Source organism: Streptomyces lasiicapitis (genome assembly GCF_014646335.1).
In the GTDB taxonomy this organism is placed as follows: Bacteria; Actinomycetota; Actinomycetes; order Streptomycetales; family Streptomycetaceae; genus Streptomyces; species Streptomyces lasiicapitis.
In genome coordinates this window covers 18,455-35,180 of record NZ_BMNG01000016.1, presented here as the reverse complement: position 1 = coordinate 35,180, position 16,726 = coordinate 18,455, and the positions used below count along the sequence as shown (strand labels likewise).

The 16,726-nt window shown below is 69.2% G+C and carries 12 protein-coding genes and 1 pseudogene; 11 read left to right on the top strand and 2 right to left on the bottom strand.

The features are described 5' to 3' along the window. The first annotated feature begins 125 nt into the window (after window positions 1-125). From IEY91_RS31900 to IEY91_RS31885, 4 genes are all read left to right on the top strand, one after another. On the top strand, window positions 126-2,567 hold the full coding sequence (locus tag IEY91_RS31900; protein ID WP_189176655.1) for a LamG-like jellyroll fold domain-containing protein: 2,442 nt from the start codon (window positions 126-128) through the stop codon (window positions 2,565-2,567). Between the two features lie 129 nt (window positions 2,568-2,696). Next, window positions 2,697-4,841, top strand: a complete 2,145-nt coding sequence (locus tag IEY91_RS31895) for a glycerophosphodiester phosphodiesterase family protein (RefSeq protein ID WP_189176654.1) — start codon at window positions 2,697-2,699, stop codon at window positions 4,839-4,841. 407 nt (window positions 4,842-5,248) lie between these two features. Beyond that, a complete protein-coding gene (locus IEY91_RS31890) occupies window positions 5,249-5,896 on the top strand; it encodes a hypothetical protein (RefSeq protein WP_189176653.1) in 648 nt (215 codons plus the stop codon). 15 nt (window positions 5,897-5,911) lie between these two features. After that, window positions 5,912-6,778: a transporter substrate-binding domain-containing protein gene (locus IEY91_RS31885; protein WP_189176652.1), complete on the top strand. Its 867-nt coding sequence runs from the start codon at window positions 5,912-5,914 to the stop codon at window positions 6,776-6,778. Between the two features lie 171 nt (window positions 6,779-6,949). Here the strand turns inward: IEY91_RS31885 and IEY91_RS42075 are convergent, their stop codons facing one another. Then, entirely contained in the window at window positions 6,950-7,186 is a 237-nt protein-coding gene (locus IEY91_RS42075) for a hypothetical protein (protein WP_229697382.1), read from the bottom strand. Window positions 7,187-7,359: 173 nt separating this feature from the next. Between IEY91_RS42075 and IEY91_RS31880 the strand changes: the two genes are divergently transcribed. The 3 genes from IEY91_RS31880 (at window position 7,360) to IEY91_RS31865 (ending at window position 9,893) form a co-directional block, all read left to right on the top strand. Further along, the gene (locus IEY91_RS31880; protein ID WP_373288067.1) at window positions 7,360-7,836 is read left to right on the top strand and encodes a transposase; all 477 of its coding nucleotides are present in this window, start codon (window positions 7,360-7,362) and stop codon (window positions 7,834-7,836) included. 451 nt (window positions 7,837-8,287) lie between these two features. Next, window positions 8,288-8,920, top strand: a complete 633-nt coding sequence (locus IEY91_RS31870) for an RNA polymerase sigma factor (protein WP_189176651.1) — start codon at window positions 8,288-8,290, stop codon at window positions 8,918-8,920. Further along, on the top strand, window positions 8,913-9,893 hold the full coding sequence (locus IEY91_RS31865; RefSeq protein WP_189176650.1) for a CU044_5270 family protein: 981 nt from the start codon (window positions 8,913-8,915) through the stop codon (window positions 9,891-9,893). The genes IEY91_RS31870 and IEY91_RS31865 overlap by 8 nt, the downstream gene beginning before the upstream one ends. A 13-nt stretch (window positions 9,894-9,906) precedes the next feature. Here IEY91_RS31865 and IEY91_RS42070 read toward each other — a convergent pair. Beyond that, window positions 9,907-10,056, bottom strand: a pseudogene (locus IEY91_RS42070) (endonuclease/exonuclease/phosphatase family protein); the annotation flags it as partial. A gap of 1,017 nt (window positions 10,057-11,073) precedes the next feature. On the opposite strand from IEY91_RS42070, the gene IEY91_RS31855 reads away from it, so the two are divergent. The 4 genes from IEY91_RS31855 (at window position 11,074) to IEY91_RS31840 (ending at window position 16,688) form a co-directional block, all read left to right on the top strand. After that, the gene (locus IEY91_RS31855) at window positions 11,074-12,312 is read left to right on the top strand and encodes a sensor histidine kinase (RefSeq protein WP_189176648.1); all 1,239 of its coding nucleotides are present in this window, start codon (window positions 11,074-11,076) and stop codon (window positions 12,310-12,312) included. Next, window positions 12,309-12,974 carry a response regulator gene (locus IEY91_RS31850; RefSeq protein WP_189176647.1) on the top strand — a complete coding sequence of 222 codons (666 nt, stop codon included), beginning with the start codon at window positions 12,309-12,311 and terminating at the stop codon, window positions 12,972-12,974. Before IEY91_RS31855 ends, IEY91_RS31850 begins: the two co-directional genes overlap by 4 nt. A gap of 427 nt (window positions 12,975-13,401) precedes the next feature. Beyond that, window positions 13,402-14,313: a cytochrome d ubiquinol oxidase subunit II gene (locus IEY91_RS31845; RefSeq protein ID WP_229697354.1), complete on the top strand. Its 912-nt coding sequence runs from the start codon at window positions 13,402-13,404 to the stop codon at window positions 14,311-14,313. Continuing rightward, window positions 14,310-16,688 carry an MMPL family transporter gene (locus IEY91_RS31840; protein WP_189176646.1) on the top strand — a complete coding sequence of 793 codons (2,379 nt, stop codon included), beginning with the start codon at window positions 14,310-14,312 and terminating at the stop codon, window positions 16,686-16,688. Before IEY91_RS31845 ends, IEY91_RS31840 begins: the two co-directional genes overlap by 4 nt. Window positions 16,689-16,726 lie beyond the last annotated feature (38 nt).

Here is a 16,726-nt window from a genome sequence, read left to right as displayed (position 1 = left end):
GAATGGCCTGGGGGCGCGACCCCATGTTTGGATCTTGGAAATCTGTGCCGCGCCGCACCGCACTCGGCGGGCCTGTCCAGGACAGGCCGGCGCGGCTCAACTCGCCATTCAGCAAGGAACCTTGTATGAAGCTCGCACGGCGGATCGTCGTCACGGGTGCGGCGGCAGCGGCCTGCGCGACCGCGCTCAGTGCCCTCGCCGCCCCTGACCAGGCACCCCGGGTGCCGACGGTGACGGTCGCGGACAGCCAGCCCGATTACGCGATCGAGGACTTCGCCTATCCAGGCGCGGACAAGATCAAGGAAGAGAAGGGGATCAGCCTCAAGCGCGGCGACGGCCACATCGTCCTCGCCGAGTGCGGCAGTTCGCCGGACCTGATGGAGGTGTGGTCGCGGAAGCTCGGCAAGACCTGCTTCCGCGTCACCGGCGACTCGGGCTACCTCACGCTGGAGGTCCCGGCCGTGTTCGCGGTCAAGGGGAGCGCCGACCACGCCGCCGACATCACGCTCACCGCACCGGACAGCAAGAAGCAGGAAGTCGAGGTCGGCAAGAACGAGTGGACGCCGGTCGGCGAGTCCACCGACCCGCAGTCCCGCGAGCACACCTTGGTCGAAATCAGCATCGGGCAGGGCAAGCCCGCACCGAAGCTGTCCGGCGATCCTGCCCGTCCCTGGCTGGCCCGCATCACCGTGAAGAAGCCGGGATACGAGGGAGGACGAAGCTGCACCGGTACCCTCATCGACCGGACTTGGGTGCTGACCGCGGCGAGCTGCTTCGCCGAAAATCCAGCCAAGCCGATGCGGGCCGCGGCCGCGCCGAAGCTCGACGCGACGGCCGCCTTCGCCGGGCGGGCCCCGGTGGAGATCAACTACCTGATACCCCGCGGCGACAGGGACGTGATGCTCGCCCGGCTGGCCACTCCCGTCACCGGCGTCACCCCCGCCACGCTCTCCGGGAGCCCCTCCGCTGACGAGGCGTCACTGGTCGCCGCGGGATACGGCCGCACCGCCACCGAATGGGTGCCCACCAGCCCCCATCACAGCGACGTGACCGGCGCCACCGCGACGGCCACCACCCTGGAGCTGGCGGGCGGCCGGATCTGCAAGGGTGATGCCGGAGGCCCGGTGCTCGATGGCAAGGGACGCGTAACGGCCGTACAGAGCCGTGCCGATCAGGCCGACTGCCTGGGCCAGTCCGGCCAGGCCAACGGGGTCGCCGCCCGCACCGACAACATCGGCTCGTGGCTCGACGGCAGCACCTTCAGCGGCAAGGCACGGTTCGGCCTGGACGAGGACGCCGGGTCGCGACGGTCGTCGGGGGGTGTGGCCGAGGAGTTCACCGCGCGGGTGGCCGGTGGCGCCGAGCTGGGCGTCGCGGGCAAGGACGGTACGGCGTTGAAGCTGAACGGGTCGTCCGCGTACGCGGCGACGTCGGGGCCGGTGGTGGATACGACGAAGTCGTTCTCGGTGTCGGCGTGGGTCAAGCTCGACAACAAGGACCGTAATTACACGTTGTTGTCGCAGGCGGGCAACCGCGCCAGCGGCTTCCAGCTGTACTACTCCAAGTACTACGACAAGTGGCTGTTCAACCGTCACTCCAAGGACACCGACGACACCGGCATCATTCGCGTGATGAGCAAAAGCGCTGCGCAGTCGGATGTGTGGACTCACCTGACGGGTTCGTACGACGCCGAGAAGAAGTCCTTGTCGCTGTTCGTGAACGGCCAGTTGCAGCAGTCAGTGGCGTTCACCACGCCATGGCGCGCCGGTGGCGGTCTCCAGCTCGGCCGACTCCTTTACCAGGGTGTTTGGCAGGAGAACACGCGCGGTCTCATCGACGACGTGCGGACCGTGCAGTCGGCGGTGACAGCATCCGATGCTGCGGCGATGAGTGACGGTCGGCTTCCGGCGCGCGTGCAGGAGCTGGCCTCGTTCTCGTTGGATGAGTCCTCGGGCAGTGCGCGGGTGAGTGGTGGCAAGGGCGCGGGCCCGGTCGCGACACTCGCCGGCGGTGGGGCGCAACTGGGTGTCGAGGGAAAGATCGACACCGCGTTGAAGCTGAACGGGTCGACCGCGTACGCGGCGACGTCGGGGCCGGTGGTGGATACGACGAAGTCGTTCTCGGTGTCGGCGTGGGTCAAGCTCGACAACAAGGACCGTAACTACACCTTCCTGTCGCAGGCGGGCAACCGCGCCAGTGGCTTTCAGCTGTACTACTCCAAGTACTACGACAAGTGGGTGTTCAACCGGCATGTGAAGGACACCGATGACACCACGATTGCCCGGTCGATGAGTTCGAGTGCCGCGCAGACCGGTACCTGGACCCAGCTGACCGGCGTGTACGACGCCTCGGCCAAGAAGGTCCAGCTCTTCGTCAACGGCAAACCGCAGGCAGCAGCCGCCTTCACCACCCCGTGGCGGGCCGGCAGCGCCTTGCAGATCGGCCGGCTCTTCTACAAGGGCACCTGGCAGGAGCACTTCGTCGGAACCATCGACAACGTCCGCGTCTGGGACCGGCCCGTCGATGCCGCCGAGATCCTCAACGACGGAATCCGCGTCAAGAAATAGCGGCCAGTAGGCCGTATTCGTAACGGGGGTTGGCCCGACAGCGTTCCTGTCGGGCCAACCCCCCGTTCTTTGCGGGCGCGTGAGCCCTGCGCTCGCCGCGCCTGATCGCTCGACTAGCGAGGTCTCGTAATGAAATTGCAGATCAGATCGACGCTGCCGTTTTCGCTGCTGATATCAGTACTGACGGCAATGGTGTGGACGACGGTATCGGGCGGCCCTGTTGCGGCATTGCCTGATGCGCGGGCCGTGACTGCCGTGAACAGTTCCTTGACGGAGAAGGCCCATTTCGCGCTGGATGAGGGTGCTGGAGCGCGGCGGTTGTCGGGGGGTGTGGCCGAGGAGTTCGCCGCGCGGTTGGCGGGTGGCGCTGAGCTGGGCGTCGCGGGCAAGGACGGTACGGCGTTGAAGCTGAATGGGTCGTCTGCGTATGCGGCGACGTCGGGGCCGGTGGTGGATACGACGAAGTCGTTTTCGGTGTCGGCGTGGGTCAAGCTTGATGACAAGGATCGTAATTACACGTTGTTGTCGCAGGCGGGCAACCGTGCCAGTGGCTTTCAGCTGTACTACTCCAAGTACTACGACAAGTGGCTGTTCAACCGTCATTCCAAGGATACCGATGACACGGGCATCATTCGCGTGATGAGTAAGAGTGCCGCGCAGTCGGATGTGTGGACTCATCTGGCGGGTTCGTACGACGCCGAGAAGAAGTCTTTGTCGTTGTTCGTGAACGGCCAGTTGCAGCAGTCGGTGGCGTTCACCACGCCATGGCGCGCCGGTGGCGGTCTGCAACTCGGCCGACTGCGCTACAAGAGCGGATGGCACGAGAATGCACGTGGTCTTATCGACGATGTGCGGACCGTGCAGTCGGCGGTGACAGCATCCGATGCTGCGGCGATGAGTGGCGGTCGGCTTCCGGCGCGCGTGCAGGAGCTGGCTTCGTTCTCGTTGGATGAGTCTTCGGGCAGTGCGCGGGTGAGTGGTGGCAAGGGTGCAGGGCCGGTCGCGACTCTCGCCGGCAGCGGGGCGCAACTGGGCGTGGAGGGTAGGCAAGGTACGGCGTTGAAGCTGAACGGGTCGTCTGCGTATGCGGCGACGTCGGGGCCGGTGGTGGATACGACGCAGTCGTTCTCGGTGTCGGCGTGGGTCAAGCTCGACAATAAGGACCGTAACTACACCTTCCTGTCGCAGGCGGGCAACCGTGCCAGTGGCTTTCAGCTGTACTACTCCAAGTATTACGACAAGTGGGTGTTCAACCGGCATGTGAAGGACACCGATGACACCCCGATTGCCAGGTCGATGAGTTCGAGTGCGGCGCAGGCCGGTACCTGGACCCAGCTGACCGGTGTGTACGACGCGTCGGCCAAGAAGATCCAGCTCTTCGTCAACGGTAAGCCCGAGAAGGCCACCGACTTCGCTTCCCCGTGGCGGGCAAAGAGCGCGTTGCAGATCGGCCGGCTCTTCTACAAGGGCACCTGGCAGGAGCACTTCGCCGGAACCATCGACAACATCCGGCTCTCGGAGCAGAGTTCGGCCGGCAGCTGCATTCCCCCGTACACCGTTGGACATCGCGGCGCACCGGACGTCGCCCCGGAGAACACGATCGTCTCGCTGGAAGCGGCGGCTGACGGCGGCGCCGAGTGGGTCGAGACCGATGTGCAGTTCACCAAGGACGGGCGGCCGGTCATCATGCACGACGCGACCGTGGACAGGATGACCGACGGCACGGGCCGCATCGATCGTCTCACCGCCGACGAGATCGCGAAGTTGACAGTGGACGGCGGCGGTCGAGTTCCCACCCTGGAACAGGTGCTGACCTCGCTCAGGACCAGGCCCACCCGGCTCCTTCTGGAGATCAAGGGGCCACAGACGTCTGCGGCCGTACGTCAAGTCCTCAGACTCGTCTCCGATGCCGGGATGGCTGAACGCACGATGATCCAGTCCTTCGACGAGGACGTGGTGCGGGACGCGGTTGCCTTCACCCCCGAGATCAGGGTCGCGCTGTTGCGGTCCAAACTCGACCCGGACCCCGTGGCCACGGCCCGCGAGTTCTCCCTCAGCGCGTACTCGGTCAACTTCAAGGGGCTCTCGGCTCGCCCCGCGGTGGTGGACCAGCTCAAGGCCGCCGGTGTCGAGGTGTTCGTCTGGACGGTCGACCGCGACAACGACTGGCGGACCGCCACGTCCTGGGGCGTCGACGGCGTGATCACCAACCGCCCATGGCCGTTCCTGGACTGGCGGGACAGTCACTGCGCGGAGACGGCTTCCCCACGGTGACGAAGGTTCCTCCCGGCTGCGGGAAACGGCCCCCCCGAAAACTCCTGACGCCAGCGGAAGGGGAGGGGGCCGTACGCCTCCGGGATCGATGCGGCCATGGTGATCCTGCGCGACGCAGTTGCGGCGACTGCTCCGGTTCACGGTGGGGTCGTTCGAGGGGTGGCGCAGGGCATGGCGTAACGGTGGCGAGCCAAAGCTCTTTGAATGAAGGCCTGTTGGGCGGAGTGGTGACTCATACGCTACGCCGCGTGAATGACAACTCCCCGGAGCCATTAGGCTCTTCGGAACCGCCGCCGGGCACGGGCACTGCGGACAACCCGCCCCCTGATCCGCCCCTTGATCCGCCCCCGGATCCGCCTCCCGACCGCCGACGGGTCCCGCGCTGGCTGGTGCGTGCCGCGACGTACGTGAGGCGGCACCTGGCGGACAACACGAAGCTCCTTGCGCTGACTTTCCTGGCCAATCTGATCGTCATCTTCGGCACCGGCACCGTCTGGTACGCCGAGGGCGGCGACATCACCCTGGTCGGCGGGGTCGTCGGAGCGCTCCTGCTCCTGGGCGGCGCCATGCTGCCGCTCATCAGGGGCCGTGGCCAGGACGGCGTGGAGAAGCCGCTGTGGCCGCCGCTGATGCTGCTGGTGGTGCCGGTGGCGGTGCTCGCCGTCGCGCTGCCCGCCTGGATCGTGACGGAAGTGCGGGCCGCGCGCCCAGTGGACCTGACACATGAGTTCGAACTCGAGCCCTCGGGCCCGTTCGAGCAGGGCATGACGGTGACCGCGTCCGCGCACACCGACCGCCCCAAGCCCCGTCTCTTCATCACGTTCGCCGCGTCCGAGTACGACCCGGCCACCCCTGTCTGTGTCCCCTCCAGCAGGCTCAGCGTGACGCTTCGTTCCGGCGCGAAGCGCGACAGCGCACAGTCCGTGCGCCCCGGCCAGGAGCTCACTTTCGACCTTGGCCGCAACCACAAGGACATCAGCCTCGCCGTCCGGATGACGGCGGAACCCAACTGCGCGCTCGACCTGACCGTCGATTCGGCACGCGTGGACGACTGACGACTGAGGAAAACTATGGCGCAGACACACACGACCCGTGCCGGGCTAGCGCTGGCGGCTGCCGTGGCCCTCGTCGCGGCGTCGGGCTGCAGCGGCGACGACAAGGACGACGCGAAGACCATCCTCCCCAAGACCGTCCACATCGCCACCGCGTTCGACCAGCCCGGCTTCAACCTGTTCGCCCACCACCACAATCGCGGCTTCGACATGGACATCGCCTTCTACCTGGGCGAGGAACTGCACTTCACCCCGAAATTCCAGGACGTGACGCACGCGGAGCGCGAGCGTGAACTCCAGGAAGAGTCTGCCGACATGGTCATCTCCACGTACTCGATCACGCCGGAGCGGAAGAAGAAGATCGACTTCGTCGGCCCGTATCTCATGACCTCGCAGGGCTTCCTCGTGCGCAAGGACTACGACGGCATCAAGAAGGAGAAGGACATCGGCGGCAAGACACTGTGCACCGTCGAGGGCACGACACCCTCTCGGGTCAAGATGCCGCGCCACACCGTCATGAACGAAGCGCCCGATACCTCGACCTGCGTGTCCAAGCTCCAACAGGGCAGTGTCGACGCGGTGTTCAGCGACGAAGCGCTACTCCACGGGTACGTGGAACAGCGAAAGAACAGCAAGGTGCCACTGAAGGTCGTCCCGAACGTCAGCATGGGGCTCATCAACCGCTATGGCGTCGGGATCCCCAAGGGCTACCCGGGCGACTGCCGAAGGATCCTCAATACCCTGCGGAAGTACCTCGTCAAGGAGTGGTCCAGCGATATCAAGGCACAGCTTCCCTCCCTCCTCGAAACCTACCCCGGGGACTGGGAGAACCGGTTCAAGCCGGATCCGAAGGACCTCAACACGTACTCGTCCTGCCGGGCCTGATGCGCTGGCGTCCTGCTGGGCTTCACCGCCGACGCGATGGCCGGCCGGCTACTGAGCCGGTGAGCCTGCCCCTCAACTCAACCCACCAGAACGACAGAGAGGGCGGCAGCGCGATCGTGACAGCGGGCAGCGCGAAAATCGCCGCTTGCGGCCGTCGTTGATCCTGCTGGCCTATTCCGTGCCCGGCGGGGCTGGTGGCTCGTCGGTTGGGACGGCAGCGGCCGTCTTGGCGTTCCGGTCGCGGGTGGGGTGTGGAATGTCGATGCCGCCGAGGCCGTGGCCGAAGGTGCCCGAACTGACCGCGCAGGTGGCGCGGGTGGTGGCGGCACGGGGCCCGTACCCGTTGGTGATGCGGGTCCGTGACGAACTGGGCGAGTTGTTCGCGGACGCCGAGTTCTGGTCGAGCACGGGATGGAGGAGAAGGTGGTCGACCTGCTGCTGACCGCGCTCAAGGGCCGGGGCCTGGTGAAGGCCGGAGGCAAGCAGCGCACCGACTCCAGCCGCGTGCTGGCGGCGGTACGCTACCTGAACAGGCTGGAGCTCGCGGGGGAGACACTGCGGACCACGCTGGAGGCGCTGGCCTGCGCGGGGACACCAGCACCTGGTGGAGCCCCGCCACCCTGCGCGGCACCAAGGCCATCGTCATCAAGTTCAACAAGGAGACATGCCGCCCCTGCCCGGTGCGCGACCAGTGCACCAGCTCGAAGACCGGCGGCCGGACCCTCTCCCTGCAACCCCGCGAGGTTCAAGAAGTCCTCGACCATGCCCGCCTCCAGCAGGGCGACGAGCAGTGGCGAGCCAAGTACGGAACCCGCGCGGGCATCGAGGGAACCATCCACCAGGCCGTCGCGGTCACCGGGATGAGACGTGCCGCTACCTCGGTCTCCAGAAGACCCACCTGGAGCACGTCTTCTCCGCCGTCGCGCTCAACCTCATACGCATCGATGCCTGGTGGAACGGCCACCCGCTCGACCGCCCCCCGTCAGCCACCTTGCCCGACTCGACCCCTCCCTCACCGCGTAACCGAATTGGGGTCTGATATTGGTAGGCGTCGTTGATCGTGTAGTCGGTGTTCGGCTGCCCGCTGTCGTGGATGGGGCGTGAGTGTCACGGACTGTGGTCGCGTCTGTGCCGTGGAGCGAAGGCTGCGAGGGCGTCGGCGTCGGTCGCGCGAGCGTGCAGGAAGTAGTCGGCCCCTTCGGTGATGTCGGGATAGGACGAGTCCTGGCCGAGTTGGGTGGCTGCGGCCTCGATATCGAAGTGCGTGGTGCGGAGTTCGACACCCTGGCCCAGCAGGGCACAGTGCGCTCCGGTCCGTCCGTAGGCAGGCCGATGCCGCCGGGGCTGATCACGAGCCGGCCGTGGGCGAGGCGGGCGAACGGCATGTGGGTGTGGCCGCAGACCACGGTGTCGCCGAGGGGGTCTGAGGGAACCGCTTCGGCGCGAGGGGCGAAGGACAGGTGAAAGCCCAAGTATTCGAGCATCGTCCGTTGGACGAGAGGAGCCCCGATGACCGTCGTACCAGGCGTCGGTATCGGCACCGCGCGTGCCGATGCGGAGAGCGACGCCTCAGTGATCGCGCGGTCCCGGGATGAGCCCGAGGTGTTCGCCGCGCTCTTCGACCGGCACGCCGACGCCGTGCACCGCTATGCGGCCCGCCGCCTCGGCGGCGAGGTCGCCGATGACCTCGTGGCGGAGACCTTCACCACCGCATTCCAGCAGCGGCATCGTTACGACCCGGCCCGCGGCGCGGGCGCCGACGCCCGGCCCTGGCTGTTTGGCATCGCGACCAACTTGGTCAGCCGGCATCGGCGGGCTGAGGCCCGCCGGTTCAAGGCCATGGCCCGGGTCCCGGCCCTCGCCGACCACGACGAGCCGCTGGCCGACCGGGCCGCGGACCGAGTGGTGGCGCGGGCCGTGGGCCGCGAGCTGGCGGCGGCGCTGGCCGCGCTGCCCGCTCGGCACCGGGACGTGCTGCTGCTGGTGGCCTGGGGGGATCTCAGCTACGAGGAGGCGGCCCAGGCCCTTGGTATCCCCGTGGGCACGGTCAGATCACGGCTGCACCGGGCTCGCAGCAAGCTGCGCGAAGCATGGGGCGGATCCAATCCGACGGCACTGCGAGAGGTATCCGACCATGCATGACGAACTCGAACTCTTGAGGGAGTGGGACGCGGACGCGGCCCCGCTCACCGGCCCGGCCCGGGACCGGGCCCGGCACCGGCTGCTCAACGCGATGGCCCACGCGGACCAGCACACCGGCACCCGCACCGGCCCCGGTCGCCGCCATGCACTGCGCCTCGCGGCGGCCGCGGTGGTCGCCACGGCGGTTACGGGGACGGCGGTGCTCATCGGCACGGAAGGCTCCGGCGAGGGCGGCGCACCGCGCACGAGCACCCCGCGGGTGGAGAACGCCGCCGCGGTGCTGAACGGGGCGGCGGCGTGGGAGCGCAAGCAAGAGAAGGGGCCGGTGGCGCCGCGCGACGACCAGTTCATCTACTCGAAGCGGATCATCAAGGAGACCGAGCAGAAGACCGGCAAGGTCAAGACCTACACCGACGAGATGTGGGACTCGGTGGACGTCTCCAAGCCCTCCTTGACCATGGAACTGGGCCGCGAGATGTGGGAGGAGCCCGCGGGGAAGGGCGGCGGGGTGTGGCCACCCCGGAAGTGGAGCGAGCTGAAGAAGCTGCCCCAAGACCCGGAGAAGCTCATCTGGGCCATCCTCTCCCTCGGCTCCCGGGGCGGGTCCGACGGCCGGTCGATCAGCGACCTCGACAAGCTCGATCGGTACGAGGCCTACTGGCTGCTCGGCGAGCTCCTGAAGAACCCGGTGCTGCCCCAGGGACTGCGCCCCGCGGCGTACGAGGCGCTGGCCCTTGTGCCCGGCGTCAAGACGATTCCGGGAGTGAAGGACTCCGCCGGGCGGACCGGGGTGGGGATCGCCCATACCGGGCGCGAGCCCTACGAAGGCAAGTACCTGATCTTCGACCCGGCGTCGTATGAATTCCTGGGCTTCCGCGACGAGCGGATCTCGGCTTCCGGGAAGAAGAAGTACGTCCAGCTGTCGCACGTAGTGGACTGGGGGATCGTCGACCGGGTGAAGCAGCGCCCGTAGGCCGCTGTCCCGCGGCCGGGACCCGCAGGGCCGCCGGCACCGGCAGATGGTCGCCGGCGGCCCTGCAGTCTGTCTCCGGGAGGTCAGTGGGGATGCCGCAGCCGAGGACCTCGCCGCCCGGCGTCGCGAACGCCGCGTCGATAGGGCGGTCCGGGGTTTTCGTCGTCAGAGGTCCGACTCTGTGCGACGGGGCGGCAGGCCCGGGGGAACCATCCACGGCGCCGGCGCACCAACTACCGTTTCTGGCACCTGCCGGCCCGCGGCATCGGCTTCCTGCAACTGCGCGCACCATGGGCAATCGCCCACGTCGTCGACTCGAGGTGTCGTGCCCCCGGCGTCGGCACGTACGACGTCGAGGGCCGGGCTCTGGCCAGTACCGAATGCTTCCACATCCGGCGAACGACTCCGCCGTGCCCCGGCAACGGGAGTCCCTGGCGCGGCAGATGCATTGCCACCCACTCGCCGCGGCGCGCGTCCAAGAAGCGCACTGCTCCACGCTGGCGCACGCAGCAGCCACTCGATGACGGCACCGAGGGCCCGGCGCACGCTGCCGGGCCCTCGGCAGGGGAGCCTGATGCTCCCTTGCAACTCAACGAGTCGGCCGGCTTCTTGGTGCGCAGCCGTGCCACGTCCCGGGCTCTCGGTCGGCGGACAGCCCTCCGGGGTCACCGGGCGGATGTTGTCGGCCCGTACCGCCCAGCCATCCTGCGTGACGTCGCAGCGCACCCGGTCGCCCTCGACCAGCAGGGGTTCGGCCACGCCGTGGACTGCCGAGCGGTGAGCCACCGCGTCGGCTCCTCCGTCGTCCAGCGCGATGGCACCCACGCCGCGGACCGGATCGAACCACTTCACCACGCCGCACGGCATAGACACCCCCTCGTTGGAGCGGGCCGATCGGAAGGTGTACACAGCGTCCGCCCGCGCACCATCAGCGGCAACCCGCGCGCACCCCGGCGCGCGACGCAGATCGTCCGCGCCCGGCCTCCCGCGTTGACGCGTCCGCTCGTGCATCCAGATCCGGTGCAGCGTCCGCAGCGCATGGCGCCCGCGGCGGACCCTGCCACACCCAAACCGTCTGTCGGGTCGCGGGCTGCGGGCAGTTGGACATCGCGCGGTCCGTCCTCTCGTACGAGATACGAGAGGGGTGCTGGTCGCGATCAACTTACGTACGCTTCCCCGCATGTCCCTGTCTCCACGAGCCGTGCTCGTCGGCGTGGTGGCCGCGGTCCTCGCGATCGCGGATCTCGCGCTCGAAAGCTCGTCCGGCGATTCCGCACCCGTCACCGTCCTGTCCGCGGCGCTGACGCTGGCGGGCTTCGTCGCGCTCCGCTGGCGGCGGCGCCGGCCGGTGTGGGTCGCGGTGTTCGTGCTGGCCTGCAGCATGGCCTACTTCCCGGTCTCGGAACGCGATGTGCCGGTGCTGCTGATCGCCTTCGCCTTCGCGCTGTTCACCGTCGCGGCCGAGGGCTATCTGCTCGCCGCCGTCACCCTCGCGGTGTCGACCATGCTGATGATCGCCATCCCGGAGCAGATCAGCTCCTCGGACGGCCGCCACGTGGACGACACCTCGATCTTCCTGCTGCTCGGCTGGTTCGTCGGCCTGGTCGCGGCGGGCCACGCGTACAGCACCAGGCTGGCCTATCTGCGCGAGGTCGAGCAGCGCGCACTGGCGGCGGAGCGGGAACGCGACGTACGGGCACGGCAGTCGGCGATCGAGGAGCGGCTGCGGATCGCGCGCGAGCTGCACGACGTGCTCGGCCACAACATCTCGCTGATCAACGTGCAGTCGAGCGCCGCCATGCACCGGCACGCCAAGGGCAGGACCGGCGCGGCCGAGATGGCGCCCGCGATGGAGGCCATCCGGGACACCAGCCGCGAGGCGCTGCGCGAACTGCGGGCGACGCTCGGCGTGCTCCGGCAGGTGGACGAGGCGGTGCCGACCGTCCCCGCCGACGCCGGACTGACGGAGATCGCCGGGCTGGCGGACCGGGCGTCCACGGCCGGACTCTCGGTGCGTACGGTGATGGAGGTACCGGAGGAGGTGCCGCGGCTGCCGCCCCAGGTGGGGCTGGCGGCGTACCGGATCGTGCAGGAGTCGCTGACGAACATCGTGCGGCACGCGGAGGCGACGGAGGCGGTGGTCACGGTACGGCTGGAGCACGACGGCGCCGACGCCGGCGACGGCGGTGACACGAGCGTGCGCGTACGCATCGAGGACAACGGCAAGGGCATGCCCGGCGTGCTCGACGGCGCGGGCCGGCACAGTGCCACCGGCCTCGGCGGCAGCGGACTTGGCGGCATGGCCGAACGGGCACGGGCCCTCGGCGGCGAACTGATGGCGGAGAACATCCCGGGCCGCACCGGAGGCATCTCCGGCTTCCGGGTGGAGGCACGGATTCCGGTGGAGGACAGAAGATGATCAGGGTTGTGCTGGCCGATGACCAGACACTCGTGCGGGCCGGGTTCCGCTCGATCCTCGACGACGAGGACGACATGGAGGTCGTCGGCGAGGCCGCGAACGGCGTGGAGGCCGTACGCCTCGCCCGCGAACTGCGGCCGGACGTCGTCCTCATGGACATCCGGATGCCGGAGAAGGACGGCCTCGAGGCCACCGGCGAGATCGTCGGCGACCAGCGCCTTGAGGGCGTACGGGTGGTCATCCTCACCACCTTCGACGTCGACGACCACGTGTACGGGGCGCTGCGCGCCGGCGCCTCGGGCTTCCTGGTCAAGGACACCGAACCGATGGAACTGCTGCACGCCGTACGGGTCGCCGCGCGCGGCGACGCGCTGATCGCCCCGACCGTGACGCGGCGTCTGATCGCGGAGTTCGCGGGCCGCGTCAAGCGCCCCGAGCCGGACACCCGGCTCAACAGCCTCACCCAGCGGGAGCGCGAGGTGATGGGCCTGGTGGGTGCGGGGCTGACCAACGACGAGATCGCCCAGCGACTCGTACTGAGCCCGGCAACGGCGAAGACCCATGTGAGTCGGGTGATGACGAAGCTGGGCGTCCGGGACCGGGCCCAACTGGTCGTTCTGGCCTACGAGTCCGGCATGATCACCCCAGGCTGGCTGGGATAGCCCGAAGCGCTGACGCCGGCCGTCCCGGCCGCCTGAGCAGGCCGGGAAGAGGTACGGGCGGCCCGTGACGCGCATGTCGACACGGCGAGCCCGCCCGCCAGTTCGGCCCTCCAGGTGGCCGGACTCGTCCGCCCCGAGCGGCCTCTCGAAGTCGAGGCCCTCGCCATCCTCTCCCGCTGAGCCGCGTCCGGCCCTGCGGAGCCGCTGGAAGCTCTTCGATGCCCGGGGCGCCTTGTCGGGTGGGTTGTGACATCCGCATGCCAGGGGTGCCTCGGGGGTGGCCGCAACTCTGGTGGTACGGCGCCCCCTGCGGACGCAACTCCTGGGGTACGCCGGGTCGTGACCCCAGGCTGACGCGGCGCACCAAGCCGTCACCGCACTGTGTTCCCAGGCCGAGGGGCCGGGAGCACAGAAGGAGGTGACGGCGGTGGACACGTCGGTGGAGGCGGTGCTCGGAAAGCTCGCGATCGGGCTGCTCGGCTTCTTCATCGCCGGTTACTTCGTCGTCGTGGGGGCCGGTCTTGGCCTGGGCATGCTGCTGCCCTGGCTGGCCCGCGACCCGCGCGAACGGCGGCAGGTGCTTGCCGCCTCGGCACGCGGTGGCGCCGCGTGGCTGGTCGCCGCGGCCGGGGTGCTCCTGACCTGTCTGCCGCAGCTGGCGGGGGAGTTGCTCCGTGAGCGCTGTCCCGCGCTCCTCGTGCTGCTGCTCGGCCTGGCGGTGCGCCGTGCGGGTCTGCTGCGTCCCAACCAGGCGTCGGTGTACGGGTGTTGGCTGACGGTGCTCGGCTGGAGTTGGCTGCTGGCCGCGCTGCTCACCGGCGGAACGATCGCTACGACCGCAGCCGGGTCGGTGGCCGTCGTGGCGCTCGCTATGGCCCTGCTGTTCGCCCTGCACGGGCTGGGCTTCGGGACGCGGCGGCTCACCGGCAGGCCCTTCGAGCGGGCCCGGCTGCTGGCGGGACGCGGCGGCTCACGCGAGTCGTACGCGCTGACCTCCGTGGCGATGGCGGCGCTGCCGCTGGTCTGCGGCCTCCAACTGCCGCTGTGGGACGCGGTGGTGGACGGGCCGGTGGGCGGGTCGCCGACGTGGCTGGCATGGCTGCCGTGGGTGGTCGTGCCGCTGCTGGCGGCCGTCGTGGCGCTGCTGGCCGCCGCGCAGATACCGGCCCGGCGCACCTTCCCGGACACTCTCCGCCCGGCCTTCCGCTCGACCTTCCGCGGCAGCCGACGAGGTGGCCCGCACAGCACAGGACTTCACAGCTTCGGAAATCCGGATCGCGGATTCGCCGACGAAGACGACGAGACGAACATGCGTAGAGACACGGAGGAACCGTCATGAGCAACGCACGGACCGGGCCGCGGGCCCACAGGGGCACGGCCGGAGGAGGGCAGAGGGGGCCGGGGATCTTCGAGCGGATCGCCGCCTTCTCCTTCCGCCACAAGTGGCGGGCGCTGGCGCTGTGGGCCGCGGTGCTCATCGGCGTACAGGCGCTGTCCATGGTGGTGGGCAACGACTACCGCAACGACTTCTCCCTCCCGGGCACCGAGTCCCACCAGGCGCAGCAGACGATGGAGGAGAAGGGCGCCGCGCAGGCGGGCGACAGCATCCAGATCGTCGTCCGGGACGAGGACGGCCTGCGGACCGCCGCGCACGAGAAGCGCGTCGCGGCGATGCTGAAGAAGGTCGCCGCACAGGACAGCGTCACCGCGGTGGTGAGCCCGTACGACGACAAGTCCGCCGTCTCCCGCGACGGCACCACCGGCTACGCGACCGTCACCCTGGACGGCCTGGCCGAGGAGGTGCCCAAGGAGGAGCGGGTCGAACTGATCGACACGGCCCAGGAGTTCGAGGGTGACGGGCTGCGGGTCGAGCTGGGCGGCGACGCCATCCGCAACGCGGAGGAAGGTGAGGGCGGCGCCGCCGAGGGTGTGGGCATGCTGGGCGCGCTGATCATCCTGGTCTTCCTGTTCGGCTCGGTGGTCGCGGCCGGACTGCCGGTGATCACGGCGCTGTTCGCGGTGGGCAGCACCATGGGACTGATCGTGATGGCCTCGCACTTCGTGACGCTCGCGGACTTCACCCCGCCGCTGATGATGCTGGTCGGGCTGGGTGTCGGCATCGACTACGCGCTGCTGATCTTCTCCCGGTACCGCACGGAGCTGCTGGTCGAGGCGGCCGGGGACGGCTCCCTCGCAGGCGGCGGTGCTGATGAGGGCAAGGACCGGGCTTCCCGCAAGGCCGCCGACCGCGCCGGCCGCCCCGGGCAGGAGCGTGCCGCGCGCGTCGCCCTTGACGCGGCGGGCCGTACCGTCTTCTTCGCGGGCTGCACGGTCATCATCGCGCTGCTCGGCATGTATGCGCTCGGTCTCGGTTCGCTCCAGGGCGTGGCCCTGGCGATGGCCCTGACCGTGCTGGTCACCATGATCGCCTCGCTGACGCTGCTCCCCGCGCTGCTGAGCGCCTTCGGCGGCCGTATCCGGCGCAATGTGCTCAAGCGGGCCCGCAGGCAGGCGGCCCGTGGCCGCAAGGAGGAGGGCACGGCCTGGCGCCGCTGGGGCGGCGGCGTGCAGCGGCACCCGTGGGCGGCGCTGCTGGTCGCCGTGGTGGCCCTGGGCGCGCTGGCCGCACCCGCGCTGAACATGCGTCTCGGTTTCGCGGACGCCGGGAACGACGCGGAGTCCACCACCAGCCGTCAGGCGTACGACCTGCTCGCAGACGGCTTCGGGCCCGGCTTCAACGGCCCGCTGATCGTCGTCGCGGATGGTTCGGACGCGGACGGCGAGGAGAAGGGCGAGCCGGTCAAGGGCGCGGCGGGCACGCTCCGTACGACGCTCGAGGACACCACCGGCATCGCGGCCGTCTCCCCGGCCATCCCGACGAAGGACCCCTCGGTGGCGCTGCTCATCGCCTACCCGGCCTCCGCGCCGCAGGCCGAGGCGACCTCCGACCTGGTCAGCTCGCTGCGGGACGACATCCTGCCGCGCGTCGAGCAGGAGACCGGCACGCAGTTCCTGGTCGGCGGTGCGACGGCGGCGGCCGAGGACTTCTCGATGAAGGTGCAGGACCGCATCCCGGTCTTCGTCGCCATTGTGGTGGGGCTCTCGGCATTGCTGTTGATGGCCGTGTTCCGCTCGGTGCTGATTCCGCTGAAGGCGGCACTGCTCAACCTGTTGAGCATCGGGGCCTCGTTGGGCGCGGTCACGCTGGTCTTCCAGGAGGGGTGGTTCGGGGTTCAGGAGGGGCCGGTCGAGGCGTTCATACCGGTGATGATCTTCGCGATCGTCTTCGGTCTCTCCATGGACTACGAGGTGTTCCTGCTCTCCCGCATCCACGAGGAGTGGGAGAGCACCAAGGACCCCTCGCACGCCGTGCGGGAGGGGCTGGCGCACACCGGCAAGGTGATCACGGCCGCCGCGGCCATCATGATCGTGGTCTTCGCGGCCTTCATCCTCAGCCCAGAGCGGATGCTGCAGCAGTTCGGCCTGGGCCTGGCGGTGGCGATCCTGCTGGACGCGGTGCTGATCCGGTGCCTGATCGTGCCCGCCGTGATGCAGCTCCTCGGCCGCCGTGCCTGGTGGCTCCCGGCGCCGCTGGCCAAGCTGCTGCCGCGGGTGGAGATCGAGCGCCACGAGCAGCGCGGGCCGGAGTCCGACGCGGGCGCCCCCGAGGCGCCGGGCCAGGGCGACTACGCGGATGCGGACCTGCGCCGCTGACGTAGGCGGCAGCGCAAGCAGCAGGGGACGCCGGGAGG